The 12,293-nt window shown below is 66.7% G+C and carries 9 protein-coding genes; 4 read left to right on the top strand and 5 right to left on the bottom strand.

The window, feature by feature from the left end; genetic code table 11:
* Positions 1-35: 35 nt before the first annotated feature.
* Positions 36-3,236, bottom strand: coding sequence for an error-prone DNA polymerase (locus AC07S4_RS27495; RefSeq protein WP_494989630.1), 3,201 nt, complete (start codon positions 3,234-3,236; stop codon positions 36-38).
* A 100-nt stretch (positions 3,237-3,336) separates the two neighbouring features.
* Between AC07S4_RS27495 and AC07S4_RS27490 the strand changes: the two genes are divergently transcribed.
* The 4 genes from AC07S4_RS27490 to AC07S4_RS27475 all read left to right on the top strand — a co-directional run bounded on the left by AC07S4_RS27490 (position 3,337) and on the right by AC07S4_RS27475 (position 7,426).
* The gene (locus AC07S4_RS27490; RefSeq protein WP_494989629.1) at positions 3,337-4,194 is read left to right on the top strand and encodes a PhzF family phenazine biosynthesis protein; all 858 of its coding nucleotides are present in this window, start codon (positions 3,337-3,339) and stop codon (positions 4,192-4,194) included.
* Positions 4,195-4,352: 158 nt separating this feature from the next.
* Positions 4,353-6,731 (top strand): TonB-dependent receptor plug domain-containing protein, encoded by a 2,379-nt coding sequence (locus AC07S4_RS27485; protein ID WP_494989628.1) that lies wholly within the window; start codon positions 4,353-4,355, stop codon positions 6,729-6,731.
* A gap of 130 nt (positions 6,732-6,861) precedes the next feature.
* On the top strand, positions 6,862-7,122 hold the full coding sequence (locus AC07S4_RS27480) for a hypothetical protein (RefSeq protein ID WP_494989627.1): 261 nt from the start codon (positions 6,862-6,864) through the stop codon (positions 7,120-7,122).
* Positions 7,097-7,426 (top strand): type II toxin-antitoxin system RelE/ParE family toxin, encoded by a 330-nt coding sequence (locus tag AC07S4_RS27475; RefSeq protein ID WP_494989626.1) that lies wholly within the window; start codon positions 7,097-7,099, stop codon positions 7,424-7,426. Before AC07S4_RS27480 ends, AC07S4_RS27475 begins: the two co-directional genes overlap by 26 nt.
* Positions 7,427-7,456: 30 nt before the next feature.
* Here AC07S4_RS27475 and coaD read toward each other — a convergent pair whose 3' ends face one another.
* The 4 genes from coaD to AC07S4_RS27455 form a co-directional block, all read right to left on the bottom strand.
* Positions 7,457-8,596, bottom strand: a complete 1,140-nt coding sequence (coaD, locus tag AC07S4_RS27470; protein ID WP_494989625.1) for a pantetheine-phosphate adenylyltransferase — start codon at positions 8,594-8,596, stop codon at positions 7,457-7,459.
* A gap of 82 nt (positions 8,597-8,678) precedes the next feature.
* Positions 8,679-10,046 carry an ATP-binding protein gene (locus tag AC07S4_RS27465; RefSeq protein WP_494989624.1) on the bottom strand — a complete coding sequence of 456 codons (1,368 nt, stop codon included), beginning with the start codon at positions 10,044-10,046 and terminating at the stop codon, positions 8,679-8,681.
* The gene (locus AC07S4_RS27460; RefSeq protein ID WP_057157625.1) at positions 10,043-10,702 is read right to left on the bottom strand and encodes a response regulator; all 660 of its coding nucleotides are present in this window, start codon (positions 10,700-10,702) and stop codon (positions 10,043-10,045) included. The genes AC07S4_RS27465 and AC07S4_RS27460 overlap by 4 nt, the downstream gene beginning before the upstream one ends.
* Positions 10,703-10,723: 21 nt before the next feature.
* Positions 10,724-12,232, bottom strand: coding sequence for a Do family serine endopeptidase (locus AC07S4_RS27455; protein ID WP_494989623.1), 1,509 nt, complete (start codon positions 12,230-12,232; stop codon positions 10,724-10,726).
* Between the last annotated feature and the right edge of the window lie 61 nt (positions 12,233-12,293).

The following is a 12,293-nucleotide window of genomic DNA, read 5'->3' as shown; positions in this document are numbered from 1 at the left end:
TATTTGATATCAGCCTTCGCGCTAACCGTTCGCGGCTAGCAAAAATCGCGGCTGGCGGTGGGCAGGCTGCCGAGCAGGTGGCTCATGTCCACCAGCCGCTTGGCCACCAGGTGGCGCACGATGCCTTCCTGCTGCCACACGCCGTACACGCCCAACAACTGGGCGCCCAGCACTTCCTTGCGCTGCTGCTCCACCAGCGCCGGCCAGATGATCACGTTCACGTTCCCGGTCTCGTCCTCTATCGTGATGAACAGTACGCCCTTGGCCGTGCCCGGCCGCTGCCGCACGGTGACGATGCCGCAGCCGCGCGCGAGCTGGCCGTTGCGGTAGCTGTTCAGCGTGGACGCGGGCATGAAGCGGTGGTCCAGCAGCGTGGCGCGCAGCAGCGCCAGCGGGTGGCGGCGCAAGGTCAGCCCCTGCGCGCGGTAGTCGCTGACGATGTCGTCGCCCTCGCCGGGCGGGCGCAGTTGCGGCGTTTCCTCGTCCGGCTCGGTGGGCCGCAGCAAGTCCTTGTCCGGCACGGCGCCGGCCGCTTCCCACAAGGCCTGGCGGCGGTTGCCGGACAGGCCTTCCAGCGCGTTGGCGGCGGCCAGCACTTGCAGGTCATGCCGGTCCAGGTCGGCGCGCCGGGCCAGGTCGGCCACGCTGGCGTAGGCGCGCACGGCGCGCGCCTGTTCGATGCGCCCGGCGCTGTCCGCACGCATGCCGCGCAGCACGGAAAAGCCCAGCCGCACCGCGGGCTGGCGGCGCGCGCCGGCCTCTTCCTCCAGCGCCGAGTCCCAGCCGCTGATGGCCACGTCCACCGGCCGCACGATCACGCCGTGGCGCCTGGCGTCCTGCACCAGCTGCGAGGGGCCGTAGAAGCCCAGCGGCTGGCTGTTGAGCAAGGCGCACAGGAAGGCGGCCGGCTCGTGGCATTTGACCCAGGAGCTGGCGTAGGTCAGCAGCGCGAAGCTGGCCGCGTGCGATTCCGGGAAGCCGTATTCGCCGAAGCCCTGGATTTGCTTGCAAATGGCCTCCGCGAATTCAAGCTCATAGCCGCGCTCGGTCATACCACTGATAATGTCATCCCGGTATTTGTCCACACCGCCCTTGCGCTTCCACGCCGCCATGTCGCGCCGCAGCTGGTCCGCCTTTCCTTCCGAAAAACCTGCTGCAATCATGGCCACTTGCATCACCTGCTCCTGGAAAATGGGCACGCCCAATGTCCGCTTGAGCGCTTCGTCCAAGCCCGGCGGGGAATCGATCAGTTTGGGATTCATGCGGCGCTGCAGGTAAGGATGGACCATGCCGCCCTGGATAGGGCCGGGCCGCACCAACGCCACCTCGACCACCAGATCGTAGAATTCCCTCGGCCGCAGGCGCGGCAGCATGCTCATCTGCGCGCGCGACTCGATCTGGAATACGCCTATGGTGTCGGCCTCGCACATCATGTCGTAGGTCTGCTCATCTTTGGGCGGGATATCCTGCAAGTCGAACGGTCGGCCGCGCCGCTGGCCTATCAGTTCCAGCGCGCGGCGCAAGGCCGACAGCATGCCCAGCGCCAGCACGTCCACCTTCAGCAGGCCCAGCTCCTCCAGATCGTCCTTGTCCCACTGGATCACGCTGCGGTCCTCCATGCTGGCGTTCTCGATGGGCACCAGGCGCGACAGCTTGTCCTGCGCGATGACGAAGCCACCCACGTGCTGTGACAGGTGGCGCGGCATGCCGAGGAACTGGAAGGCCAGCGTGGCCCACTGGTGCGCCAGCCTGGATTCCGGATCGAGCCCGCTTTCACCCAAGCGCCCCAGCAAGTCCTGCTTGCTGTCGAACCAGCGGTGCGACTTGGCCACCTTTTCCACGATGGCCAGGTCCACGCCCAGCGCCTTGCCGGCATCGCGCAGCGCGCTTTTGGGCCGGTAGCAGATGACCGTGGCGGCCAGCGCGGCGCGGTGGCGGCCGTACTTCCCGTAGATGTACTGAATCACCTCCTCCCGCCGCTGGTGCTCGAAGTCCACGTCGATGTCCGGCGGCTCGGCGCGCTCGCGCGAAATAAAGCGCCCTACCAGCAAATTGCTGCGCGCGGGATCCACCTCCGTCACACCCAGGCAGTAGCACACCGCCGAATTGGCCGCCGAGCCGCGTCCCTGGCACAGGATATTCTGCGAGCGGGCGTAGCGCACGATGTCGTACACCGTCAGGAAATAAAACTCGTATTTCAGCTCCGCGATCAAGGCCAGCTCCTGCTCCACCTGGGCGCGCACCTTGTCCGGAATGCCTTGCGGATAGCGCCGCTGCTCGGCGCAGCGGTACGTCTCCTGGCGCAGATAGCTGGCCGGCGTGTGGCCCTGCGGCACCAGCTCGTGCGGGTATTCGTACTTCAGTTCGTCCAGCGAGAACTTGCACAGCGCGGCGATGCGCACGGTTTCGTCCAGCGCGGCGCGCGGATAGAGATTGGCCAGCCGCAGCCGCGAACGCAGGTGCTGCTCGGCGTTCTGCGCCAGTTCGTAGCCGCACTCGGACACCGGGCGGCCCACGCGCACGGCCGTCAAGGTGTCCAGCAGCGGCTTGCGCGAGCGCACATGCATGCGCACATTGCCCACCGCCGTCACCGGCAAGCCGTGCTGCCACGCCACCTCGTCCACACTCATGCGGTGCGCCTCGTCGAAGGCGTGCTGCAGCAGGTTCAGGCCTATCCAGGCGCGGCCGGGGAAGTGCGCCGCCATCCAGGCCGCCTGCAGGTGCAGCGTGTCCACGTGTTCCGGCTGGTCGGACGGGTAGCGCGGCAGCAGTATCAGCAGGCAGTCCGGCAAGCCCTTCAGGTGGGCCTGGGCCGGCTGCGGCGCGGCGATGTCGTCGAGATAAAGCTTGTAACTGCCCTTGACCACGCCTTCGCGCATGCGCGCCAGCGTGATGAGCTCGGACAGGTTGCCATAGCCTTCGCGGTTTTCCGCCAGGGCCAGCAGCGACAGCCCCGGCGAGCCATCCGGCTTGCTCAAATGAAAATGGCAGCCTATCAGCAGCGGAAATGGCGGCGCCCCCTCCGGCGTGGCACGCTTGGCCGCCCCATGCGCCCGCACCACGCCCGCCAGCGAGCACTCGTCGGTGATGGCCAGCGCCGCGTAGTCCAGCTGCACGGCGCGCTCAGCCAACTCCTCGGCATGGGAAGCGCCTTGCAAAAATGAAAAGTTCGTCAGGCAAAACAGTTCCGCATAGGCTGGCAGGCTGCTGGCTGGCGACGGCGAGGGGGACGGCATGGCTCAAAAATACTGTATATAGATACAGCATTGTACGCGCATCGTGCGGCCCTGGACAGTCTGCGCTATGCTATTCGGCCCGGCAATTTAAGGTACAACCATGCAACGCACCGTCCATGAACTGAAATGCTTCGGCAGCCGCCCCGGCGAGGGCAATGCAGCGCTGGTGGTGCTGGGGGACGCATCCAGCGAGGCCCAGCGGCAGGCGTTCGCGCGCGAGCAGAACCGCAGCGCCTGCGTGTTTGTGGATGCAGTAGCCCCTGCGGACGGGGACAATGCTGCCCAGGAGGCGCTGTTTGTGCTGGACTACTACTATCCGCACATGCGCAGCCCGCTATGCCTGCACGCCACGCTGGCGGCGGCGCGCGTGCTGCTGCGCCAGCTTGGCGCGCCGCTGGCGGTGCGCACCGCCCTGCGCGGCCAGCTGCTGCAGCTGTCCGAGCGCGGCACGGACGTGTTTGTGCGCCTGCAGCGCCAGCCTGCGCCGGACATGGCCATCCCGCCCGGCTTGCCGGGCGCCCTGCTCGGCCAGCCCGCTGCGGAAGCTGGGGCGGGAGCGCTGAAGCTGGCGTCCGCGCCGGCCATCGCTTCGGTCGGCAGCCCCAAGCTGCTGCTGGAACTGGACAGCGTGGCGGCCTTGCTGGCCTTGCAACCGGATCTGGCGCGCATCACCGCCTGGGGCAAGGAGCACGGAGTGAGTGGTTGCTACGCCTACGCGCGGCGCGGCGACGGCAGCTTTGAAGGACGCAACTTCAACCATCTGGACCCGGCGCTGGAGGACAGCGCCACCGGCGTGGCGGCCGGCGCGCTGACCGTGCACCTGGGCCGCGCCATCACCCTGCACCAGGGCGCGAACCTGGGCCAGCCCTGCGTGCTGCGCACCGAATTGGACAGGAGCCACGCGGACGGGGAACACATATTAATCGGCGGCGCGGCCGCATTCCTGCCGGCCTTGTGAGCGGCAAGCCCGCCGCATACACCATTTTTTCTGAAGCACAATGAAAATAGTGTATGTGTGCTGAAATTGAAACAAAGATGCAGCAAGATACGGTGCGTAACTTTCAGTTGAGTCCGCTGGGCTATAAAATCAGCGAAATCTTTCATCTGGAGAAACACGTGCCTACAATTTCCGCCCTTCGCCGCGCCGTTCTGCTCAGTTTATACGGCAGCGCCGCCCTGGCGACCATGGCCCCGTCCGCCCAGGCCCAGAGCGCCGACGCCAGCGCCAGCCCCATGCAGTCCGTCAACGTGGTGGGCTCGCGCCGCGCCACCAGCTCCGCCACCGACACCGTGGTGCCGGTCGACGTGATTCCGATGAACAAGGCGGCCGAGCAAGGCGCCCAGTTCGACCTGTCGCAGACGCTGACCTATATTTCGCCGTCCTTTAACTCCACCCGCCAGACCGGCGCCGACGGCGCCGACCTGGTGGACTCGGCCGCGCTGCGCGGCCTGAGCTCGGACCAGACCCTGGTGCTGATCAACGGCAAGCGCCGCCACACCGCCGCGCTGGTGAACATCTTCGGCGCGCGCAACCGCGGCAGCACCGGCACCGACATGAACACCATTCCGACCATGGCCATCAAGGACGTGCAGATCCTGCGCGACGGCGCCGCCGCCCAGTACGGTTCGGACGCCATCGCCGGCGTGATGGACATCGGCCTGAAGAAAAACATCGGCTGCGAGTCGTCGGTGGGCTACAGCCAGTACTCGGCCGGCGACGGCAAGAACTACATGGCCTCGGCCTACTGCGGCTTCGCCATGGCCGGCGGCACGGTGGGCGTGACCGGCGAATACCTGGACCGCGGCCGCTCCAACCGCGCCGAGCCGGGCAACCCGCGCACCATAGGCGACTCCAAGTCCGAGAACCAGACCGTCTACGTGAACGGCGAAATCCCGGCCGGCGCGGGCGGCAAGTTCTACTTCACGGCCGGCCTGCAGCAGCGCGACGCCTCCAGCGGCGCCTGGGCGCGCGACGGCGTCGACGACGTGCCGACCCGCAATTCCGCCGCCATGTACCCGAACGGCTTCGTGCCCTTCATCAACGGCGAGCTGGACGACCGCTACGGCATCATCGGCTACCGCAGCAAGCTCGGCGAGTGGAACACCGACCTCTCGCAGACCTACGGCTACAACCGCCTGAAGTACAACATCAGCAACACGCTGAACGCCTCCATCGCCCACCTGCCGGCCAACAAGGGCATCAGCCCGAGCAGCTTCAACGCGGGCGGCTTCTCCTTCCAGCAGACCACCACCAACGCCGACGCCAGCCGCTACTTCGAGGGCCTGGTGGGCGACGGCATGAACGTGGCCTTCGGCGCCGAGTACCGCCGCGAGACCTACAAGATTTTCGCCGGCGAGCCGGGCTCCTATATCGACGCGGACGGCCCCGGCGGCGGCAATGCCGGCAGCCAGGGCTTCCCCGGCTTCCAGCCGGGCGACGTGACCAATGCCAGCCGCCACAGCACCGCGCTGTACCTGGACCTGGAAGCGGACCTGAACAAGAAAACCAAGCTGCAGGGCGCGCTGCGCTACGAGAAATTCAGCGACTTCGGCTCCACCGTGACCGGCAAGCTGGCCGGCTCCTACAGCGTGAACGACGCCGTGCTGCTGCGCGGCTCGGCCAGCACCGGCTTCCGCGCGCCGTCGCTGCAGCAGGCGCACTTCTCGTCGACCTACACCGACTTCGTGGGCGGCAAGCCGACCGACATCTCGATCACCCCGGCCGTGGGCGCGGTGGGCCAGCTGGCCGGCCTGCCGCCGCTGAAGGAAGAAAAGTCGCGCAGCTTCACCTTGGGCGCAACCTGGACCCCGAGCGGCGCGCTGTCGGTCACGGCCGACCTGTACCAGATCAAGATCAAGGACCGCATCGTGCTGTCCGGCCTGTTTGACGACAGCAACTACCCTACCCTGGCGGCCAAGCTGGCCACGCTGGGCGTGGGCGGCGCGCAGTTCTTCGTCAACTCGGTCGACACCAAGACGCGCGGCCTGGACCTGACCGCCTCGCACCGCGGCGCCATCGCCGGCAACAAGCTGACCACCTTCCTGGCGATGAACTTCGGCAAGACCGAAGTGGACGCCATCCACGCCCCGGCCGCGCTGAAAGGCTACGAGGACGTGCTGCTGTCCGAGCGCGAGCGCCTGTTCCTGGAGCAAGGCGGCCCGCGCCGCAAGGCCACGCTGGGCTTCGACCTGACCACCGGCGCGCTGGAGACCGACTTCAAGATCATCCACTTCGGCCCGCAGACCTTGGGCACCTGGAGCGGCACCGCGTCCGGCGTGGCCAACCAGCATTACGCGCCCAAGACCTCGGCCGACCTGGGCTTCACCTACAGCTTCAGCAAGAACACCAAGCTGACCTTCGGCGCGAGCAACATCTTCAACGTCCATCCTAGCGTGCAGGACCCGAACGAAACCGACAACGGCTTCAAGTACGAAAGCGTGCAGTTCGGCCTGAACGGCACCTCCTACTTCGGCCGCCTGTGGGTCAAGTTCTAAGCCTCCCCGCCTAGCCCGAAACGCCCGCCGCAGCCATGCGCCGGGCGTTTTTTCAAGCCGCCGCGCTTTGATCCAGCGCAGCATCGCCCCCTGCCCCAGTGCTAAAATCAAAGCTCACGCAGGAGGCTCTATGGCTACCCTTACCTTCGAGATTCCAGACGATATGCACGCAGAACTGCTCGACGCAGCGCGGGAACGCGATATTCCGCTGCGCGACTTCCTGCTGACCGCGATAGGCGAGGAAATCGACCGCGAGAAAAACCGGCAGGAAGCCGAACACCGTTACGCGGAGTATGTTCGCACTGGCCTTGCCTACTCGTTGGAAGAGGTCAAAGAAGAATTCGAAAAGCGGATAGCCGGGCTTTGTGCCCAAGAAAAACAGGCAGGCTGACCAGTGTCGTTTTGCAATGACCAGAATTGTGCTTATGCCGCAGGCAAAAGCTGATCTTGACCAGATATTTGAATACTTCGCTCACTCTTCCGTCATAAATTCCGCAGGCAGAATTGCAGAAATTACTGCCCATCTGCGCATACTTGCACAAGCGCCTTTGCTCGGCAAGCCACTGGCAAAAAACCGGCGCGAACTATTGATCGGCAAGCGCCGCAATATCTACGCTGTAGAGTATCAATACGATCAACCAAAAGACACCGTGTTCGTCAGCGCAATCCGCAGCCGGCGACAGGCAGCGCGCTAATTCATCTCCTTGGCGCCCTCTCTCATGCACTTACAGCGCTGAAATCTCGTCGCTCATGTTGAGGATGGCCTGGGCGTTGTATTGTTCGGCGAAGAAGGGGTCGCCGAACAGGGTGCCGGCTTCGGCCTTGTGGCGCAGATAGGTCAGCACCTGGCCGCGCTGCAGGGCGTAGCGGTCGTCGGAGATGTGGCGGTATTCGGCGCGGATGCCTTGCGTGTAGTGGCGGTACACATCCTCCGCCTGCCCCAGGATGGCCAGGTCCACGCTGAGCATGGTTTCCTTCAGCGGGTGCGCCACGCCGGCGCTCTGGAAGTGGTCGGTGGCCCGTATCAGCGCGGCCACGTCGTCCGCGATGTCCGGCCCCAGGCCGCTGGCCAGCCATTGCCGCGCGCTGGCTTCCTCGTTCGACAGACCGCTGCCTGCGCCATGGTCGTACACCGCGTCGTGGAACCAGAACGCGGCCCGCACGATGTCGGCGTCGCGCCGCGCCGGGCCGACGTTGGCGCTCCAGGTGCGGATCTCGGCCAGGCCGTGCACCAGGTGGTCCAGGTTGTGGTAGTGGCGCCCGGGGCCGCCGTAGGCGCCGGGGCCGGTCAGGCGCTCGAACCAGGCGTCGGCGTTGGCCGCCGCCGCCGGGTCGGCCGCCGCGCCCTGCCACAGCGCGTCCCATTCCTTGCGCAGCCAGCCGATGATCCAGGCCTTGTAGGCCGGCGCCGGCACGAAATTCTTCATGGTCCAGTTCCAGCCCACCGGCCCTTCCAGCGCCTTGACGAAGCTGGAGCTGACCGAGCCGAGGTCGCGCGGCGGCATCACGAACAGCGTCTTGGCGCCGCCGATCACGTCCACATTGGTTTGCTGGATCAGGTTTTCATAGTCGAAGTCGGCGGTGGTGCGGATGCCGCGCACCAGGTAGTCGATGCCGTGCTTCTTGGCCACGCGCGCCGTGTAGTCGCTCTTGACGATCTGCACCTGCACATTGTCCCAGCCGCGCTCGGCGCAGCTCTCGGCGATGATGGCCTTGCGCTGCTCGGCCGAGAACTTGGGCTGCTTGGTGGAGTTCTCGGACAGGAACACCACCACCTCGTCCGCAATGGAACGCGCCTCGCCTATCACCCACATATGGCCGTTGGTGATGGGGTCCAGGGTGCCCGAAAAGCCGATTTTCTTCATGCGCCGCTCCACTGCCGAGGTAAAACGACATTCTAGCCGGGCGCGGCCTTTCCGGTTACAGGAAACTTAAATTCCAGGAAACTCAACTTTTAGGAAACTCGACTCTTACCTGCAAGCCGCCCAGGCGCTCGGAATGCCCCAGCACCAGCGCGGCCCCGTGGCGCTCGGCGATGGCCTTGATGATGGCCAGCCCCAGCCCGCTGCCGCCGGCCGCGCTGCCGGGCACGCGGTAGAAGCGGCTGAACACGCGCTCGCGCTCTTCCGGCGAAATGCCGGGACCGCTGTCCTCGACGCACAGCACCGGCCCGCGTTCGCCCTGAAGCACTTCCACGTCCACCGTGCCGCCGGCCGGCGTGTACTTGATGGCGTTGTCGATCAGGTTGCGCAGCAGTATCAGCAGCGCGTCGCCCTGGCCCGCCACGCTCAGCTCGTCGGCGCGCGGCAGGCCCAGGTCGATCTCGCGCGCCTGCGCGGCGCCGGCCATGTCGCCCAGGGTGCGCTTGGCCAGGTCGGCCAGATTGACCTGGTCGAATTTCTGCTCGGCGCCGCCGGACTCCTGGCGCGCCAGCACCAGCAATTGCTCCACCAGCCGCGTGGCGCGCTCGATGCCGGCCGTCAGGCGGCCCACCGCCACCGCGCGCGCGGACGCGTCCTCGGCGCGGTCCAGGCTCAGCACCTGCAGCTTGAGCGCGGCCAGCGGCGAGCGCAGCTCGTGCGCGGCGTCGGCCACGAAATGCTGCTGCGCGTCGAAGGCGGTGCGCACGCGGCCGAACAGCAGGTTCAGTTCGTGCACCAGCGGCCGCACCTCGTCCGGCAAATCGTTCTCGGACACCGGCGACAAATCGTCCGCCTGGCGCGCCGCCACCTGCTTGCGCACGCGCGCCACCGGCGCCAGCGAACCGCTGACCACCCACCACACCACCAGCATCAGCAGCGGCGCCATCAGGGCGATGGGCGCCACCGTGCGCAGCGCCAGCGCGCCGGCCATGCGCTGGCGCACCGCCATGTCCTGCGCGATCTGCACGGTCTGGTTGCTGGTCTGCACCGAGAAGATGCGGTAGGTGGCGCCGCGCACGCGCACATTGGAAAAGCCCAGCACGGCGCGCTGCGGCAGCTCGGCGCGGGACAGCGAACGGAACACCTGCACGCCGTCCGGGGTCCACACCTGCACCACCATGTCGTCGTTGCCGGGGTCGGCCGCCGGGTCGTTGGCGTGGTTGGCCAGCGGCGCGCCGGAGCGCAGCGACAGCGCCATTTGCTGCATGTGGTAGTCGAAGATCTCGTCGGCGTCGCTGCGCGCGCTGCGGTAGGCGATCAGGGCCTGGGCCATGGCGGCCAGCACGATGGCGGCCAGCAGGAACCACAGCAGGCGGGCGCGCAGCGAGTGCGAGACCGAACGCGACACGGACTTGCTGACCGACTGCGACATCGACGCGACGGAGACCTTCATGCCTTGGGCACCATGTAGCCCAGGCCGCGCACGTTCTGGATCAGCTCGCTGCCCAGCTTCTTGCGCAGGCCGTGGATATACACTTCCACCGCGTTGCTGTTGACTTCATCCTTCCAGCTGTACAGCTTTTCCTCCAGCTGGGCGCGCGACAGCACGATGCCGGGGCGCGCGATCAGCGCCTCCAGCACCGCCCATTCGCGCGCCGACAGGCTGACGTTCTGGCCGTTGGCGATCACCTCCCGCGTTTGCGGGTTGATCATCACGTCCTTGTGCTCGAACACCGGATCGGCGCGCCCGGCCGAACGGCGCAGCAGCGCGCGGATGCGCGCCAGCAGCTCGTCCAGGTCGTAGGGCTTGAGCACGTAGTCGTCCGCGCCCGCGTCCAGGCCGGCGATGCGCTGGTCCACCGCGTCGCGCGCCGTGGCCACCAGCACCGGCGTGATTTCCTTGCGCGCGCGCATGGAGCGCAGCACTTCCAGGCCGTCCTTGCGCGGCAGGCCCAGGTCCAGCAGCACCAGGTCGTAGGTCTGGGTCTGCAGGGCGGTATCGGCCATGTCGCCGTCCTTGACCCAGTCCACCGCGTAGTGCTCGGCGCGCAGCAAGTCCAGCACCACCTCGCCTATCATCGTATCGTCTTCCACCAGCAGCAGGCGCATGGCTATTCCTTTTATTGATTGTTAACCGATCCGCACCGGAATGAAGATCTTCTCATCCCCGCGCTGGATCAGCAAGGCCACCGACTTCTCGGACTTGGCCATCACGTCGCGCACCTGCTCGATGGTGTTGACCGCGCGCCCGTTCACCGACAGCAGCACGTCGCCCGGCTGCACGCCGGCGTAGGCCGCCGCGCCGCCCGCGCCCTCGATCAGCAGGCCGGAGTTGATGCCGGACTGGCGCTTCTCGACCGGGTCCAGCGGACGCAGCTGCAAGCCCAGCTTGACCTTGCTGCTGGCGCCGTCGTCGGCGCGGGCCACGTCGGCCACCTTGTCGGCCGCATTGCCCAGCTTGCCGCTCAGCTCGATGGCCTTGCCCTGGCGCCACACTTCCAGCACCACTTTATCACCCGGCAGGGCCACGCCCACCACGGCCGGCAGGTCGCCCGAGGCGATAATCTTCTGGCCGTTGATCTTGCGGATCACGTCGCCGGACTTCAGGCCGGCCTTGTCGGCGGGGCCGCCCGGTTCCACATTGGCCACCAGCGCGCCTTCCGGCGTATCGAGCTTGAAGGAATCGGCGAAGGCCTGGTCCACCTCCTGCACCGTCACGCCCAGCTTGGCGTGCGCCACCTTGCCGGTCGATACGATCTGGTCCTTGATCTTGGTGGCCACGTCGATCGGAATCGCGAACGACAGGCCCTGGTAGCCGCCGGTCTGGCTGTAGATCTGCGAGTTAATGCCGATCACCTCGCCGCGCGTGTTGAACAGCGGGCCGCCCGAGTTGCCGGGATTGACCGCCACGTCGGTCTGGATGAAGGGCACATAGCTGTCCTCGGGACCGAGCGAGCGGCCCTTGGCGCTGACCACGCCGGCCGTGACCGTGCTTTCCAGGCCGTATGGCGAGCCGATGGCCAGCACCCACTCGCCCACTTTCAGGTCCTTGGTGCGGCCCAGCGGCACCACCGGCAGGTTCTTGCCTTCAATTTTCAGCACCGCCACGTCGGTTTTCGGGTCCGAGCCCAGCACCTTGGCGCGGTATTCGCGGCGGTCGGTCATTTTCACCGTCACCTCGCTGGCGTCGCGCACCACGTGGGCATTGGTCAGGATCAGGCCGTCGGGGCTGATGATGAAGCCGGAGCCGACGCCGTGGGTGGGCACGGAACGTTCACCGCGCTGCTGGCCGGGCTGCTGCTGGAAGCGGCGGAAGAATTCGAAGAAGGGGTCGTCGCCGAAAGGATCGCGGCCACGGCCCTGGGCGCCGTCGAAGGCGGTCTTGGTGCTGCCGGTGACGCTGATATTGACCACGGCCGGGCCGTTGCGTTCAGCGATGACGCTGAAGTCCGGCATGGAGATCATGGGCGCGGCCACCGGCGCGGCGGCCTGAGCGGGCGCGGGCGCGGCGGGCTGCGTGGCAGCGGCGCCGGCGCTATTTTGCTGCACCACCACGGCACCGCCGGCACCGAGCGCGCCAAGTACGGCCAGGGCAGCTACGCCACGTTTCATGGTGACGGAAACAGGTTGGTTTTGCATGTCTGCACTCCTGATAAATGGTTGATCGCGGGGCTTACCGATGTAGCCAATATGGGGGATG

This window comes from Pseudoduganella sp. GW821-FHT05F09, from assembly GCF_059419605.1.
This window is presented reverse-complemented; position numbering and strand designations above follow the sequence as displayed.

What these genes read in the sequence shown, in the direction of transcription:
- AC07S4_RS27480 (WP_494989627.1), top strand. Translation starts at nt 6,862, where the DNA reads ATGGCTACCCTTACCTTCGAGATTCCAGACGATATGCACGCAGAACTG.
- AC07S4_RS27460 (WP_057157625.1), bottom strand. Translation starts at nt 10,702, where the DNA reads ATGCGCCTGCTGCTGGTGGAAGACGATACGATGATAGGCGAGGTGGTG.
- AC07S4_RS27455 (WP_494989623.1), bottom strand. Translation starts at nt 12,232, where the DNA reads ATGCAAAACCAACCTGTTTCCGTCACCATGAAACGTGGCGTAGCTGCC.
- AC07S4_RS27495 (WP_494989630.1), bottom strand. Translation starts at nt 3,236, where the DNA reads ATGCCGTCCCCCTCGCCGTCGCCAGCCAGCAGCCTGCCAGCCTATGCG.
- AC07S4_RS27465 (WP_494989624.1), bottom strand. Translation starts at nt 10,046, where the DNA reads ATGAAGGTCTCCGTCGCGTCGATGTCGCAGTCGGTCAGCAAGTCCGTG.
- coaD (WP_494989625.1), bottom strand. Translation starts at nt 8,596, where the DNA reads ATGAAGAAAATCGGCTTTTCGGGCACCCTGGACCCCATCACCAACGGC.
- AC07S4_RS27490 (WP_494989629.1), top strand. Translation starts at nt 3,337, where the DNA reads ATGCAACGCACCGTCCATGAACTGAAATGCTTCGGCAGCCGCCCCGGC.